The organism is Streptomyces sp. NPDC031497, assembly GCF_055580905.1.
Map to the genome: position 1 here is coordinate 1 of NZ_JBVIKO010000023.1, position 14,988 is coordinate 14,988.

General features: G+C 68.5%; 16 protein-coding genes and 1 pseudogene. 7 read left to right on the forward strand and 10 right to left on the reverse strand.

Annotated elements, in window-relative coordinates; genetic code table 11:
• From ACZ5K7_RS35935 to ACZ5K7_RS35955, 5 genes are all read right to left on the reverse strand, one after another.
• Nucleotides 1-438 (reverse strand): hypothetical protein (locus ACZ5K7_RS35935; RefSeq protein WP_468920373.1); only part of this gene is annotated, 438 nt, incomplete at its 3' end.
• Between the two features lie 177 nt (nucleotides 439-615).
• A complete protein-coding gene (locus ACZ5K7_RS35940; RefSeq protein WP_468920376.1) occupies nucleotides 616-1,104 on the reverse strand; it encodes an IS3 family transposase in 489 nt (162 codons plus the stop codon).
• Entirely contained in the window at nucleotides 1,082-1,522 is a 441-nt protein-coding gene (locus ACZ5K7_RS35945; RefSeq protein WP_468920379.1) for an IS3 family transposase, read from the reverse strand. The genes ACZ5K7_RS35940 and ACZ5K7_RS35945 overlap by 23 nt, the downstream gene beginning before the upstream one ends.
• Nucleotides 1,523-1,617: 95 nt before the next feature.
• Nucleotides 1,618-1,812 carry a transposase gene (locus ACZ5K7_RS35950; RefSeq protein ID WP_468920381.1) on the reverse strand — a complete coding sequence of 65 codons (195 nt, stop codon included), beginning with the start codon at nucleotides 1,810-1,812 and terminating at the stop codon, nucleotides 1,618-1,620.
• Between the two features lie 346 nt (nucleotides 1,813-2,158).
• Nucleotides 2,159-5,908 carry a S8 family serine peptidase gene (locus tag ACZ5K7_RS35955; protein ID WP_468920384.1) on the reverse strand — a complete coding sequence of 1,250 codons (3,750 nt, stop codon included), beginning with the start codon at nucleotides 5,906-5,908 and terminating at the stop codon, nucleotides 2,159-2,161.
• Nucleotides 5,909-6,045: 137 nt separating this feature from the next.
• Between ACZ5K7_RS35955 and ACZ5K7_RS35960 the strand changes: the two genes are divergently transcribed.
• The 7 genes and pseudogenes from ACZ5K7_RS35960 to ACZ5K7_RS35990 all read left to right on the forward strand — a co-directional run bounded on the left by ACZ5K7_RS35960 (nucleotide 6,046) and on the right by ACZ5K7_RS35990 (nucleotide 10,054).
• On the forward strand, nucleotides 6,046-7,128 hold the full coding sequence (locus ACZ5K7_RS35960) for a TrmB family transcriptional regulator (RefSeq protein ID WP_468920387.1): 1,083 nt from the start codon (nucleotides 6,046-6,048) through the stop codon (nucleotides 7,126-7,128).
• 102 nt (nucleotides 7,129-7,230) lie between these two features.
• Nucleotides 7,231-7,548: a transposase gene (locus ACZ5K7_RS35965; protein ID WP_468920390.1), complete on the forward strand. Its 318-nt coding sequence runs from the start codon at nucleotides 7,231-7,233 to the stop codon at nucleotides 7,546-7,548.
• Between the two features lie 137 nt (nucleotides 7,549-7,685).
• On the forward strand, nucleotides 7,686-7,919 hold the full coding sequence (locus tag ACZ5K7_RS35970) for an IS3 family transposase (RefSeq protein WP_468920393.1): 234 nt from the start codon (nucleotides 7,686-7,688) through the stop codon (nucleotides 7,917-7,919).
• Nucleotides 7,920-7,961: 42 nt separating this feature from the next.
• Nucleotides 7,962-8,390, forward strand: a pseudogene (locus ACZ5K7_RS35975) (transposase); the annotation flags it as partial.
• Between the two features lie 298 nt (nucleotides 8,391-8,688).
• A complete protein-coding gene (locus tag ACZ5K7_RS35980; RefSeq protein WP_468920395.1) occupies nucleotides 8,689-9,423 on the forward strand; it encodes an HAD family acid phosphatase in 735 nt (244 codons plus the stop codon).
• Between the two features lie 150 nt (nucleotides 9,424-9,573).
• Nucleotides 9,574-9,888 carry a thiamine pyrophosphate-dependent enzyme gene (locus tag ACZ5K7_RS35985; RefSeq protein WP_468920397.1) on the forward strand — a complete coding sequence of 105 codons (315 nt, stop codon included), beginning with the start codon at nucleotides 9,574-9,576 and terminating at the stop codon, nucleotides 9,886-9,888.
• The gene (locus ACZ5K7_RS35990) at nucleotides 9,875-10,054 is read left to right on the forward strand and encodes a hypothetical protein (protein WP_468920398.1); all 180 of its coding nucleotides are present in this window, start codon (nucleotides 9,875-9,877) and stop codon (nucleotides 10,052-10,054) included. Before ACZ5K7_RS35985 ends, ACZ5K7_RS35990 begins: the two co-directional genes overlap by 14 nt.
• A gap of 1 nt (nucleotide 10,055) precedes the next feature.
• Here the strand turns inward: ACZ5K7_RS35990 and ACZ5K7_RS35995 are convergent, their stop codons facing one another.
• From ACZ5K7_RS35995 to ACZ5K7_RS36015, 5 genes are read right to left on the reverse strand one after another with little or no spacing between them, the layout of a single operon-like run.
• On the reverse strand, nucleotides 10,056-10,820 hold the full coding sequence (locus ACZ5K7_RS35995) for an ABC transporter ATP-binding protein (RefSeq protein ID WP_468920400.1): 765 nt from the start codon (nucleotides 10,818-10,820) through the stop codon (nucleotides 10,056-10,058).
• Entirely contained in the window at nucleotides 10,817-11,617 is an 801-nt protein-coding gene (locus ACZ5K7_RS36000) for an ATP-binding cassette domain-containing protein (protein ID WP_468920403.1), read from the reverse strand. The genes ACZ5K7_RS35995 and ACZ5K7_RS36000 overlap by 4 nt, the downstream gene beginning before the upstream one ends.
• Entirely contained in the window at nucleotides 11,614-12,483 is an 870-nt protein-coding gene (locus tag ACZ5K7_RS36005) for an ABC transporter permease (RefSeq protein WP_468920406.1), read from the reverse strand. The genes ACZ5K7_RS36000 and ACZ5K7_RS36005 overlap by 4 nt, the downstream gene beginning before the upstream one ends.
• The gene (locus ACZ5K7_RS36010) at nucleotides 12,480-13,445 is read right to left on the reverse strand and encodes an ABC transporter permease (RefSeq protein WP_468920409.1); all 966 of its coding nucleotides are present in this window, start codon (nucleotides 13,443-13,445) and stop codon (nucleotides 12,480-12,482) included. The genes ACZ5K7_RS36005 and ACZ5K7_RS36010 overlap by 4 nt, the downstream gene beginning before the upstream one ends.
• Entirely contained in the window at nucleotides 13,445-14,959 is a 1,515-nt protein-coding gene (locus tag ACZ5K7_RS36015) for an ABC transporter substrate-binding protein (protein WP_468920412.1), read from the reverse strand. Before ACZ5K7_RS36015 ends, ACZ5K7_RS36010 begins: the two co-directional genes overlap by 1 nt.
• Between the last annotated feature and the right edge of the window lie 29 nt (nucleotides 14,960-14,988).

Below are 14,988 nucleotides of genomic sequence, written 5' to 3' on the forward strand. Positions count from 1 at the left end.
CAAAAACGACTGCCGCACCGCCGCCGCCACCGGATTAAAAACCGCCAACACCAACGTCAAAAACCACTCCACAACAAACTGAACCAACTGCGCAATCATCGTCACCTGCGTCACATACGCCTCATCCACCGAACGCCGCCCATAATCCGCCAACGACGACGACGCATCACGCAACGCCTGCACATACCCCGCACCCTCACCCGACGCAAACGACGACATCGCCCGCACATACGCCTCAGACCACTCCCCCTCCACCGCAGAACCCACCGACCCCACCACCCGCCCCACCAACCCCTGCAACTCACCCAGAACCCGATCCACCTCCTCATGCGGACCCACCACCCGCCCCACCATCAAACCCTCATCAACATCCGGCCACTCCATACCCGTCAAAACAGCAAACGCCCTACCCAACGACGAATCCGGATCCAAACGCATAAACCCACCTACCCAGCCTGTTCCTCTGCCGTCAGGTCACACACACATACCCGAGCGTGACACACATGTGCGCAACCCTACCAACGTGAGTGTCATCCCCCTTGCGTTGGTATGCCCCGGTTCTGCTGGATTCGGGTTGCTGAACAATTGTCAATCCCCTCGAACTGTGGAGACCTCCTATGCAGCCAGTTCCTCGGTGAGGCTGGCCCAGTAGTCGTGTTCGTAGCCGATCGGACTCTTGAAGCCACACACGCTGTGCAGCCGACGGCCGTTGTAGAAGTCGGTGATCCACGTCGCGATTCGGATCCGGGCCTCGGCGCGGGTGTTGAAGGCGTGCCGGTGGACGTACTCGACCTTCAGAACGCTGTTGAACGCCTCGCTGACGGCATTGTCGAAACATGAGCCGACCCGGCCCATGGACTGGAAGACGCCCAGCCGGCGGCAGGCCCGGCGGAACCTGCGCGAGCCGTACTCGCTGCCGCGGTCCGTGTGGAAAATGACACCGCTCACGTCCCCGCCACGGCTCGCCGCGGCCATGTGCAGGGCGGCGACGACCAGTTCGGCATCGTGACGGGCACCCATCGCATAGCCGAGCAGGCGACGGGAGAACAGGTCGATGACCGTGGCCAGGTACAGCTTGCCCTCACTGGTTTCGATCTCCGTCATGTTCCCCGCACCAGACCAGGTCCGGTGCCTCGGCGGTGAAGTCCCGGCGTACGAAGTCCGAGGCGGCCGGCCGTTTCCCTGGCCGGGTCAGCCCCCGCCGGCTGCGCATCTTCCGTGCGACCAGGCCCAGCTCGGCCGTGATCTTCGCGATGATGTTCACCGAGACCCGCCAGCCCTGCCTCACCAGCCTGATCCAGATCTTCGGCGAACCGTAGGTGCCGCCCGAAGTGCCGAACTCCTCCTTCACCACTTCCATCAGACGCTGTCTGCGCAGCTCACGCCGGGTGGGCTGGCGAGTGCGGTGCTTGGAGAACCACGAGTCGCTCACGCCCAGAGCGCGGCAGGAGACGCGGTGCGAAATGCCCTGCTCGGTCCTGAAGTCGCTGATCACCCCGACGACGGACGCCGGGTCCGCCACGGCTACTTCACCCACAGGACGACGCGGCGTTTGAGGACATCACGCTCCATGACCAGTTCCTTGTCGTCCCGCTTGAGCTGGGCGTTCTCACGCCGCTACCGCTCCAGCTCGTCACTCGCACCGGCCGGTACGGCCCCTGCCCGGCGGGCGCGGGAGACCCAGCTCGCCAGAGTGATCTCGTTGCTCCCCAGGTCGTCGGCGACCTCGGCGATCGTCTTGCCGGTCTTCGTGACGATCCGTACAGCTCCCTCACGGAACTCCGGATCGAACTTCCGTCGCTTCTCCGCCATGACTCCCAACTTCCCCTGCAGTCACGGTCTTCACGCTACGACGGGAGGGACATGCCCGCCGGACAACCCAAGCGAACATATTCTGGGGATCGCAAGAGGCCGGTCAGGGTCACATGTATGCACGAGCTGCCCATACTCAGATACGCACTTGCAGTAACGCCCTCTCAGGGTGAATGGCTCTGGTTCGTCATGGTCCTGAACACGGTTGAAGCGCCATGTTGCTGAGCACTCTCCGTCGACCGGGCCGCGCCACGGGGTACGGGACCGCCGGAGCGGCGAACGGTCTGTCCGGGGTCGTGCGACCCCGGACGGACCGTTCTTCACTCGCGTGATCCGCGACTGTGCGTCAGCGCAGGCCGAACGCCCGAATCACGGTCTGGTGCACCGCGTTGCCCGCCGAGTCCACGGCGCTCGCCCTGAGTGACACGTAGGACGCCTTCTGCGGCGCGTCCAGGCGGTACCGCCCGTCGTGATCACGGGTGGCCCGGTGCCAGGTCGTGCCGCCGTCGTAGGACATCTCCAGGGTGACCGCGCCGACCCGGCCGGCGCCGACGGCACCCGGCAGCTGAGCGGCCGTGACGGACAGGGTGTCGTGCCGTCCGGCCCGCCCGGCCGAGTCGGTGCCGACCTCGTAGTCGACCTGCACCAGCGGCAGCACCGCGCGGGTGTCGTCCGCCGTCGCCTTCGAGGTGAAGTCCCACTCGGTGCGCGTGCTGGAGGAGTACGGGGTGAACGCCACGTCGCGCTTGCCGGTGACAACCAGCCGGTACGGCAGCTTGCCGGCTCCGGGTGCGTCGCCCGAGACGTTGGTGAAGGTCCCCGTGCCCAATTCCGTGGTGCCCTGGTAGAGGGTCTGCCGCTGCTCTGCTCCGCCGTCGATCTGGTTCATGCCGACGTGGTTGCGGCTGCCCCAGGCGGGGGTGTCGATGTACAGGTGGTCACCCGTGCGCGTGGGCAGACTGTAGACGTCGTTCAGGTAGGGTCGTTCGATCGGCTTGAACCACTCCTCGGACTGCGTGCTGCCCGCCCGGTAGGAGGTCTTGGCCCCGGCTTCGAAGACCATGCCGTCCGCGTACGCGCTCTGGCTCCAGCTGTTGAAGCCCCCGGTGGAGACCCAGTCGGTGCGCTTCCCTCGGACCGGCTCCGGCATCATCGCGCCGATGGCCCAGTTGTTGTAGGTGGGCCAGTCGAAGCGGAACTCGCCGCCGGTGCTGCCCGGGGCCGGGCTGTCGAAGGTCTCGTCGACCCGGGCGAGGTTCTTGGAACTGCCCTGCACCACCATGCGGCTGGGGGTCTCGTTGTGCCAGGTCTGGTCGAGGTCGTAGACGTACGGGCTCACGGGCGCGGAGCCGACCGTGACCGAAGCGCCTCGGGTCTGGGCCTGGTGGACGAGCTTCTCGCCCTCGTCGGTGCTGAGCAGGCCCACGTCGAGCGGGATGGGCAGCGAGCTGAAAGGCGCGTTGTAGGAGCGGAAGCCGCGGCCGTCCACGTTGTTCACGACCAGCATGAGCTTCGCGCCCGCGCCCATCGCAGCGGCTGCCTGGTCCCTGTCGGACACGTCGTCGTTACGGCGTACCACCACGGCCTTGCCGTGCACGTCGAGGTGAGCGTAGTCGGTGCTCGCGCCCTGACCGGCGAAGACCAGGGGGAGCTTGACGCTGCCCTTGGGCAGGGGGGTGACGCCGTCCTGGCGCAGCACGTCGGTGTAGTCGGTCGTCCGGGTGGAGACGGACAGTGCGGGCTGCTCCTTGCGCCACCGGGCCGCCAGGTAGAAGTCGCCGTGGGTGACCTTGTGGGTGGTCGGCTGGGCCCACAGGCTGTCGTAGTTGGTCTGGGTCTCCATGTAGTCCCGCCAGTTCTGGCCGCCCATCAGGCGGGTGTAGTCCAGTCGCTGGTAGGTCGTCTCGGTCCGCTGAGGGGTCGTCATGTCGATGCGGTCGATCTTGGACGCGTCGAGCGTGACGGTGGTGTCGCGGTCCAGTCGGACGTCCGGGTCGCCCAGCAGTGCCATGCCCCACGAGTGGGGACCGTGGACGCCCTGCACCGTCTTGAAAGACAGCACCGAGTACACGTCGTTGGGCAGGTACATCTGCGCCGTACCGGAGTCGTCGATCACGACGAACGCCGGGGAGTCGTCACCGGACCTGAGCAGTTCGACCACGCCGGACATGGGCCGCCCCTGGGCGTCCTTGAACTCCATGGTCAGTTTGTGCTCGACATTGCCGAGGGAGATGGCGGTGTGCGCCGCGACCTGGCCGGCCGCGGTCTTCGCGACGACCTGGCCGGTGTACCGGCCGGCGGCGGTGACGCCAGAGCCGTCGATCGTCACGGTGACGCCGGCGCTGCCGTGCGCGGGCACGACCACCTGGGAGGCGGAGAGCCGGAACACCCCGGCGGGGGAGTGTGCCGCCTCGACGCTCAGCGCGAGGGTGACGGGCGTGTCCGTGGTGTTGGTGTACGTCACGGGGCGCCGCACGCCGTCGGCGGGATTCTGCGGAACCTGCGCGGCGTACGCGGTCGCCGAGGCGAAGACTCCGGCGTGCGAGGCCGCGGCGACGTCGAGGCGGCCGCTGCCCGCCTGGAAGGCGTCGTACTGCGGGGTCTGCCGGGAACTGCTGGCCAGCAGATCCTTCAGCTGGCTTCCGGTGAGGTCGGGATGTGCGGCGGCCATCAGCGCGGCGGCGCCCGCCACGTGGGGCGTGGCCATGGAGGTGCCGCTCATGGTCTGGTAGGCGCCCTCGCCGTTGCCGTCGAACTGGGAGTTGGCCGCGAGGATGTCGACCCCGGGGGCGGTGATCTCCGGCTTCAGCGCGCCGTCCACGCGAGGCCCCTGGCTGGAGAACTCGGCCACGGAGTCCTCGGAGTCGACGGCACCCACGGTCAGCGCGTCGCTCGCCGCGCCCGGTGCGCCGATGGTGCCGGGTGCCCCCGCGTTGCCGGCGGCGACGACGAACAGCGCGCCGGTCTGGGCGCTGAGCGTGTCGACGGCCTGGCTGAGGGGGTCCGTCCCGTCGGACGCCTGACCGTCGCCGAGGCTCATGTTGATGACCTTGGCGTGCTGGTCGACCGCGGCCCATTCCATGCCGGCCAGGACCCAGGAGGTCTGACCGGACCCGGTGTCGTCCAGCACCTTGCCGATGTCGAGGCGGGCGCCGGGCGCGACACCCTTCTCCTTGCCGTCGGACGCCGCGCCGGTGCCGGCGATGATGGACGCGACATGAGTGCCGTGACCGACGTGGTCGTCCGTGTTCTCGTCCGGTACGAAGCTCTGCCGGCCCGCGACGCGGTCCGCGAGGTCGGGGTGTCCCGCGTCGACGCCGGTGTCCAGGACGGCCACGTCCACGCCCTGTCCGGTGTCGCCGCCCGCCCAGACCTGAGGGGCACCGATCTGCGCCGTGCTGTCGGCGAGGTCGGCGTGGACGAGGCCGTCCAGCCAGATGTGCGCGATCCCGTCAGCGAAGGCAGGTGCGGCGGACTGCTTGCGGGCTCCGCCGGTCGCCGCCGTCCCGGCCACGGACTTCCAGAAGTCCGCGGCCTGCGAGCGGTCCGCGGTGAGGGCGGCGCCGTTGATTCCGTCGAGGGTACGGACCCGGGTCGCACCGTCGGGCAGAGCGGCGGCCTTGCCGCGCGCGTCGGCGGAGTGCGTGTAGGAGACGATGAGCGGCAGCCGGTCACGGTGCGCGTCGTCGTACCTGTCGGCGATCATGGCCGTGATGTTGAAGAGCTGCCGGTCCAGGATGCCCTTGGCCACGAAGGGCAGCACGGACTGGGGGAACACGTAGAGGTCGTCGCCCGACGTCAGGATGTGGGTCTCAACCGGGCGCCCGTCGGCACCGCGGACGCTGACGATGCCTCCGGTCCCGTTGTCGGTGCCAGGGCTCTGCCGGGTGGTGACCACGTCACCGGTGATCAGCGTGACGGAGTGGTCGCCGGCGGGCACCCGGTCGGACGTGGAAGCGGTCGACGGGGAGCCGACGACGTCGGAACGGGCTGCTGAGGACACCGAAGCCACGGCGTCGTAGGGGCCGGCCAGCGCAAGTATCAGGGCGCCGGCGGCAACCGGCACACTCCAGCGTCTGCGGTGGTGTGCATTCACAAAGTCTCTCCCGGCTCTGCGGTCGGTCAGGGCACGGTCGTCCTCTGCCGTCCAAGTGGCGCCGCCTGGCCGGTCGTAGGCACAGAGGGTGCTCGGAACCCGTCCACAGGTGGCGTGAACGTTCATAGTGAAAGCTTGTGAACGACGAATGTCTAGATCAAACTGGTGTCGCACATCGCCAGTTGGCGATTCGCGTCACGACCGTCCCGACTGCTCGCTGGGCGGCGATCACCGGGAGGGCAGCCGGTGCTGAGCACCCTGGGGACAGCGAGTTCGACGAACGGGTCTACCGCACCTATCTGACCACGTCGGACCGGACGACTGCCGAGATCGCCGAGACCCTGGGCGCCACCCCCAGCCGGATCAGGCGCACCGTCTCCCGGTTGGCAGAAATGGGCATGCTGAGAAAGGAAGGACACGGCCAGTACCGGCCGGTCAGCCCGCACACCGCGCTGCGGGCACTGCTGGCCAGACGCCGGGCCGAGACCAAGGCGACGTTCACCGCGGTGTGGGGCACCGTCGACGACCTGGCAGACGAATACCGCGCCCGTCGGCTGCAAGAGGATCCGACCGGACTGGTGGAAGTGATCACCGGCGAGGCGGAGATCACGCTGCGCGTCGCCGAACTGATGCAGTCGGTCCGCACCTATTTCTGGGTGCTCGATCGACCCCCCTATCTGGGCCCCTACAGCACTGAGTTGGAGGAGGCCCTGACGATGGACCTGCTGGGCCGCGGCGTCGACATACGGTCGGTCTACCCTCCGGAGGCACTGGCGCAGCCGGGCCGTTTCGAGCTGATCAATCACCTTGCCCAGATCGGCGAGCAGGCCCGCATCCTGCCGGCCCTGCCGTTCAGACTGCGCATCATGGACCTACGCGCAGCTGCTGGTCCCGGGCCGCTACGACAGGATCGCCGTCGTCCACCAGTCGGGCCTGCTCGACGTACCCCTCGAGCTGTTCGACTCCTACTGGCAGCGTGCGCAGCCCCTCGTCACTGGCTGACGGTGTTCCTGCTGCCCGCGTACTCGCCGGACCTGAACCCGGCGGAGTGGGTGTGGGCGCACGTCAAGCGCAGTCTGGCCAACCTCGCCGTCGTCGCTCTCGACCGGCTCGAGACGCTCGTACGCGACCGGCTCAGGCGCCTTCAGTACCGGCCCGACACCCTCGACGGCTTCATAGTCGGCACCGGCCTGGCCCTCGACACCCCGACGTCACCTTGACGAGCCGAAGTCAGTAAGGGCTCGCAGAGCACCAGGTGATGCTTCCTTGATCGCGGACACCTGGAGACTGGGATCTTGAAATTTCAGAGGGAGTAGCACCAGGTGGGCAGCAAGTACATGAAGCGGCACACCGAGGAGTTCCAGCGGGACGTGATCGCGCTCGTCGATTCTTCGGGCAAGACGGTCACCGCCATCGCTCGGGAGCTCGGTATCTGGTCCGAGTCCCTGCGTGGTTGGTACCGCCGGGCGAAGGCGGACCGGGGCGAGGGCGAGTCCGGTGAGCTGACCGGCGCCGAGCGCGAGGAGCTCGAGCGGCTGCGCAAGGAGGTCCGTGAACAGCAGCAGACGATCGAGGTCCTGAAAAGAGCGGCGGCCCTCTTCGTGAAGGAGAACGACCGGTGGGCGAGTTGTGCCGGTTGATCCGCGCGGAGAAGGCGACTTACCCGATCGTCGCTGTGCCGGGTGCTGAAGGTCGCCCGCTCCTCCTACTACGCCTGACGCGAGGGCGAGGCCGCCCGCCGCAAGCGGCAGGCCAACGACGATACGCTCGCTCACACGTGCTGCACATTGCCTCCCGCCACACCTACGGCGTCCCGCGCATCCACGCCGAACTGCACCGCCTGGGCCGGCGGGTAATCCGCAAGCGCGTCGCCCGCGTGATGTTTGAGCGCGACATCCGCCGCGTCACCCGGCGCAAGAGACGTTCGCTGACCGGGCCGGATATGAAGGCGAAGCCAGCCCCGGACCTAAGCGGCCGCGAAGTGGCTCCGCAGGTGGAGGTGGAGGTGTAGGTGGCAGGGGTGTCGGGGTGGGTGGGGTCGGCGGTGTAGGGAGCTTTCCCTCAGCGCCCGGACGCTGAGATCATCCTCAGCTTTCCCGGCCTCGGCGTCCAGCTCGGCGCCCGGGTGCTCGCCGAGGTCAAGGACGACCGCGGCCGTTTCGCCGACGCCCGCGGCCTGATGGCATACGCCGTCTTCTCGCCCATCAACTGGGCTTTCGGCAAGAGGTCCGGCATCACCCGCCGCTGGGCCAAGAACGACCGCCTCAACCACGCCGGCTGTCTCTGGGCCTCCTCCGCCCTGCGCGCCTCGCCCGGAGGCATGGCCCACTAACGTCGCCGTCGCGACGAGCACGGGGACTGGCACGCCGCCCAGCGCAACCTCTTCAACCGCATGCTCGGGCAGTTGTTCCATTGCCTTCACCGGTGTGAACTGCTCGATGAGAACACCGCATCCCCAACCGCCTTGGCTGCTGCAGTTTGACGGCTTGGGGCCGTGAGGAGTCTTCCTCAAACTCGCCTGCTGCCTCATCACCCGCCGACAACTCGGCTCATTGTGTGGGCAGTTGTGAGAGTCCGCTTCCGACCGGCCGGGCAATATGCGTGCCCTTCCGTACCTTTAGAGCAGTCGCCGCCAGTAGCGGTGGATATCATTCCGCATCGGAAAGAATCTAAGCGGGGGACCTATCAAGTGCTGAGTCAACTGGAGCATCATCATGAGGATTTCGGTCCTTCGACACGTCACTCGGACGCGTGCCCTTCTCGCCGGAGTGTCTGGCGCGATGGCGTTAAGCGTGGCCTGGGGCGCGGTAGCGTTCGCCTCGGACGGTGGTGGTGACGCGCGGGCGCAGATCTCCGCCGCGGCTCCGCAGAACCTGGACACGGTCAAGCAGGACATCGCGTCGTACTACGGGGACTACGTCGATGCCGACGGCCTGCACCAGGCGTCCAACACGAGCGCCTGGGCGAAGGACCTCGGGAAGGTCGACAGCCGTGCGCTGAAGTACCTCAAGCGGCGCGTCAGCGCCGGAGTACAGAAGCCGGCGATCGTGCTCGACATCGATGACACGGCCCTGTCCACGTACAGCTACGGCGCCAACAACGACTTCGCTTACCACAACACCTCGGCGGCTGGTCAGTGGGCGCTGGCGCAGAAGCTTCCGGTGATCCCTGCGACGCTCCAACTGGCCACCTGGGCCCACGACAACGGTATCGCGGTCTTCTACATCACCGGCCGCCCGCAGGCGCTGAAGAATGCCACCGTCGGCAACCTTGCTAAGGCCGGTTACCCGACTGCCGACGGCCTCTACCTCAGCCCCGATGCGACCTCGGTCCCCTCGTACCTGTCCTGCGCCTCCACCTGCACGACGGTCGAGTACAAGTCCGGCACCCGCGCGTACATCGAATCCCTCGGCTACGACGTACTGACCAGCATCGGCGACCAGTACAGCGACCTCACCGGCGGCCACGCAGACTCCACGTTCAAACTCCCCAACCCGACCTACTACACGCCCTGACCTTGACGTTTGACGTGCTCCCTGGCCTAAAGTCCAGGGATTCCGGCCTGGGGCGTCTGACCCTTCCGGGGGCTTCCTACTTCACCGCGTTGTGCGGGCACGTCTACCGGTCTTACCGGCGCTCCACAGGCGTTTGGCCAGGCGGTCGGGGTGTCGGCCGCCATTGGCGCCCAACTCGGCGCACGGGGCTGGCAGGTCGTCGCGATTCTCGATGACGGCAGCTTCCTCCAGACGGGCACCGAGCTCGCCACCGCTGTGGTGCTCGACCTCCCGCTGGCCGTCGTCGTGCTCAACCATATGCGTCAACTGCCGCTGGTGGAGGAGTGCGGTGGGCCGTCAACCGTCACGCTGGTGCGGAAACTGGAGATTGCCTGCACCAGCGCAGCGAAAACATGCCTCCCCGGCACGAAGTTCTCCACGAAGACCCTGGGCTTGAGCCCATGTGGGCGGCGTGGTGGCCGGTGAGGTAGACGTCGCTCCGGCCGCGCACTTCACCTGGCGGGGCGGCTTCATCGGCCTGGACACCCCGGTTTCTAGCACGGCCACCCGTGAACTGCTGGACTGGCGGCCGTCGCACCCGGGCCTGCTGGACGACCTGGACAAGGGCCACTATTTCGGGCCGGCCGCCTGACTCAGACGGGCAGCCGGGGCACGCTGTAGATCAGCCGCCGGGTGTACGGGTCCTCCGGGGTGCCCAGCACCCGCTCGGTGGCGCCTTGTTCGACCAGCCGGCCACGCTCCAGCACTGCCGTGCGCTCGCACAGCGATGCGACGACCGACAGGTCATGGCTGACCATGACGAGGGTCAGGTCGCGCTCCTGCTTCAGCTCGGCGAGCAGGTCGACGACCTTCACCCGGGTCGTGAGGTCGAGCGCGCTCACGGGTTCGTCCGCGAGCAGGACGCGCGGGTCGCACACGATGGCGCGGGCGATGGCGATGCGCTGGCGCTGGCCGCCGGAGAACTCGTGCGGGTAGCGGGTGGCCGCGTCGGCGGGCAGCCCGACGCGTTCCAGCGCGGCGGCCACCTTGGGCGCGGCGGTCGTACGGCTGTCCAGGCCGAGGGAGCGCAGCGGTTCCGCGACGATGGCGGCCACGCGGCGGCGCGGGTCCAGAGAGGAGTACGGGTCCTGGAAGACGCACTGCACGCCCCGCCGGAATCGGCGCAGCTGTTGCCGGTCGCGCGGGGCGAGGGGCTCGCCGTCGAAGCGGACAGTGCCGCTCGTGGGGCGGGCGAGGCCCAGCAGGAGGCGCAGCAGGGTGGTCTTGCCGGCGCCGGACTCGCCGACCAGCGCCAGCGACTGTCCCGGTTCGACGGCCAGGGAAACGCTCTGGACGACGTCGGCGGCGGCGCCCCGGTAGCGGACGGACACGTCGTCGAGTTCGAGTACGGGGGTCATCGGGCGCTCCTCAGGTCCAGGGCGGCCTCCAGCTTGCGGGCGCCGGCGACGAGTGTCTTGGTGTACTCGGCGGCGGGGGCGCCGATGACGTCCAGGACGGGGCCCTCCTCAACGGCTCGGCCGTCCTTGAGGACGAGGACGCGGTCGGCGATCTTGGCGACGACGGCGAGGTCGTGGCTGACGAACAGCACGGCCATCCCCCGTTCGCGCACGAGGCTGTCCAGCAGGTCGAGCATCTCGGCCTGAACCGACACGTCGAGGGCGGTGGTGGGCTCGTCGGCGATGAGCAGGTCGGGTTCGCAGGCGAGGGCCATGGCGAGGGCGACGCGCTGGCGCTGGCCGCCGGAGATCTCGTGCGGGAAGGCGCGGGCGATCCGCCCGGGTTCGGGCAGCCGGACCCGGGCGAGGGCCTCCCCGACGGCCGCACGCAACTGCCTGCCCTTGAGGCGGGTACGGCGGGCCAGGGGCTCGGCGATCTGGCGGCCTACCCGCATCAGCGGGTCGAGGGCGGTGAGCGGTTCCTGGAAGACCACGGCCGCCCGGCGTCCGCGGACCGTCGTGAGCTGTTTCTCGGTGGCGCCGACGACCTGGGTGCCGGCCAGCGTCACGCTGCCGTCCACGCGCATCCCGTCGGGAAGCAGGCCCAGCAAGGCGAGGGTGGTCAGGGACTTGCCGGAACCGGACTCGCCGATCAGGCCGAGGCGTTCGCCCGCGTCGATCCGGAAGGAGAGGTCGTCGACCAGGGTGCGTCCGTCGGCGGTGCGCACGGTCAGGCCGTGTACGTCGAGGAGGGTCATGACCGCCTCTGCCGGGTCGCCGGGTCGCGGGTGTCGCGGAGCCCGTCGGCGATCAGGTTGGCGCCGACGACGAGCAGGACCAGCAGGATGCCGGGGGCCAGGGCGCCGGCCGGGGCGGTGGTGAAGGTGGCCTGGGCTTCCTGGAGCATGCGGCCCCAGGAGGCGTTGGGCGGCGGCGCGCCGAGGCCGAGGTAGGACAGACCGGCCTCGGCCAGCACGGCGAGGCCGAACTGGAGGGCGAGGTTGACCACGAGGGTGGGCCAGATGTTGGGCAGGACGTGCCCGGTGACGGTGCGCGGCCAGGAGGTGCCCGAGGTGCGGGCGGCCGTGATGTAGTCCTGCGCGAGGACCCGCTTGACGAGGATCCGCACCAGCCGGGCGACGACCGCGCTCTGGGCCAGGCCGATGGCGAGGACGGCGGAGCCGAGGGTCGCCGATCGGGCGGCGACGACGAGCATCGCAAGGAGCAGCGTCGGGAACGCGATCAGGATGTCCAGGAACGCGGCCAGGGTGTCGTCGAGCCACCCTTGCGCGAAGGCGGCGAGCACCCCGAGGGTGACGCCGATCAGCGCGGCGATCAGCACCGAGCCGAGTCCGGCCTCGACGGCGATCCGCGAGCCCGTCATCAGCTGGGTGAACAGGTCCCGGCCCAGCTTGTCAGTGCCGAGCAGGTGCCCGCCGCCGGGACCGGCGAGCCGGCCGCCGGAGGTGTCGTCGGTGGCGTACGGCAGCCAGACCAGCGAGACCAGGGCGAGTAGCGCGATCAGTCCGGTGAGGGTGCAGCCGATGAGCAGGGTCGCCGAGCGGCGGCGGCTGCGGGCGGGCGTGGAGAGCGTGGCCTTGTCCAGGACGTCGGTCGTGGTCATCGGGCTCCTCCCGACAGCCGGCCGCGCAGCCGCGGGTCGATGATCCGCTGGACGAGGTCGGCGACGAACCCGATCAGCAGAACGGCCAGGGTGGAGACGAACAGCACGCCCTGGATCACCGGGTAGTCGTGCTGGGCGATGCCGGTGGCGAGCAGCGAGCCGAGGCCGGGCAGCGCGTACACGGACTCCACGACGACCGCGCCGAGCAGGGTCGAGGCGAGTTCGATGCCGAGCACGGAGAGCACCGGCACGGAGGCGTTGCGCAGCCCGTGCCGCCACATGGCCGCCGGGAAGGACGCGCCGAGGGCGCGCGCTGTGCGCAGGTGGTCGCTGCCGAGGACGTCGAGGGTGGCCGAGCGGACGTAGCGGATCAGCGAGGCGCTCATCACCAGGGCGATCGTGACCACCGGTAGCACGAGCGAGCGGACGGCGTCGGCGGGCGCGGCCCAGCCGTCCTGCGGGAAGCCTCCCGACGGCAGCCAGCCCGCATTCAGTGCGAACACCGCGATGAGGATCATGCCGAGCCAGAACACCGGGACGGCCATGCCCAGTTGGGAGATCCCGCTGAGCAGGGCGCCGTACCAGGTGTGCCGCTTGTGGGCGGCGACGAAGCCGACGGGTACGGCGACGAGGACGGCCAGCACGAACGCGGCCAGCGTCAACGGGACGGTGACGTTCAGGCGGGCGGTCACCTCGGGCCCGACCGGCAGCGAGCTGACGAAGGAGGTGCCCAGGTCGCCGCTCGCCAGCTGCCCGAGCCAGTGGGTGAACTGCTCGGGCAGCGGCCGGTCGGAGCCGATCGAGTGGCGGGCCGCGGCGATCTGCTCCGGACTCGCGCCCACCGAGGTGAGTGCGTTGGCCGGGTCGCCGGGCAGCAGGCGCAGCAGCACGAAGAGCACCACACTCGCCAGCACCAGCGACACCACCAGGAAGGCGAGGCGTCTGAGGAGGTAGCGCCCCATCAGTCCTTCTTCTTGATGTCGTAGGCGTAGAACTGGGAGTTCAGGCCGTTGAGCGGGTAGCCGGAGAGCTGGGTGCTCGCGACCACGATCTGCGGGTAGAGGTAGAGCCAGTCGCTGGCTGCGTCCTCGGCGGTCTTGCGGTTGACCTTCTTCAGCAGTTCGGTCTGCTGCGCGGTCGTGGTGGCCTCCTCGGCCTGCGCGACCCACTGGGTGACCTGCTTGTTGTCGTAACCCCAGTAGAAGTCGGGGTTTCCGTACCAGACCAGGTCGCGGTCGTTGACGTGCTCCTGGAGCGTCGCCGTGAAGTCGTGGTTCTTGTAGACCTTGGTGTACCACTCGTCCGGCGTGATCGTGTTGATCTTGACGGTGATGCCGACCTTGGTGAGCTGCGCCTTGATGAAGGTCGCGGCCGTGGGGTGCGGGTCGTAGTTGGGGGTGTCGAGGGTGAAGGAGAAGCCCTTGGCGTAACCGGCCTCGGCGAGCAACCGCTTGGCCTTGGTGACGTCGTAGGCGTTGACCTTGGTGAGGTCCTCGTACCAAGGGTCGGTGGGCGGTACCATCGAGCCGATGAGCTTGCCGTAGCCACCCCAGACCGACTCCAGGAGCTTCTTGTCGTCGATGGCCGCGGAGACGGCCTGGCGTACCTTGACGTCGGTGAACGGCTTGGCCTTGTCGTTGAAGGCGAGCAGCAGCTTGGTGGTGGAGTTGCCGTCGTTGACCTTGTAGTTCTGGTTGCTCTTGAACTGGTCGAGGGCGTCCGGCGACTGCTCGCTGGTGACCACGTCGACGGCGTTGGTCAGCAGGGCGTTGTTGAGGGCGGTGGCGTCCTTGAAGTAGTGGAAGACGACCTGCTTGTTGGCCGCCGCGCCGCCCCAGTAGCCGGCGAACCGGTTCAGGCTGAGCGCCGAGCCGCGCGTCCACTTGCCGAGGGTGTACGGGCCGGTGCCGTCCTCGCTGGTTTTCAGGTTCTTCGCCTGGGAGTTGATGATCCAGACGTAGGAGAGGTTGTAGACGAAGGAGATCGACCGCTGCGACAGTGTGACCTTGACGGTGTGCGCGTCGGGGGTGGCGATGTCCTTGACGACCTCGAGGTTGCTCTTGCGGGCGGACTGCGAGTCGTTCGCGAGGACCTTCTCCAGGCTGTACTTGACGTCGGCGCTGGTGAGCTCCTTGCCGCTGTGGAACTTCACGCCGCTGCGCAGGGTGAAGGTGTAGGTGAGGCCGTCGGCGCTGGCCTTGTAGTCCTGGGCGAGGAGCTTGTCGACCTTGCCGTCGTCGGTGAGGCGGAAGAGGCCTTCGTAGACGTTGCCGTTGAGTGCCTCGGTGACGCCTTGGCCGCCGCCTGCGGTGTTGTCGAGGTTCTGCGGCTCGTACAGGGAGCCGATGTTGACGGTGGCGTTCTTGTCCCAGGTGCCGCCGGATGCGTTGGTCGCGGAACCGCCGCAGGCGGTAAGGACGAGCGCGAGGGCGGCGGTGGTCGCGGCGGCGTACAGGGCGGGCTTGTTCAGTCTCATGGCGTGTGGGTGCTTTCGTGCTGCGGTAC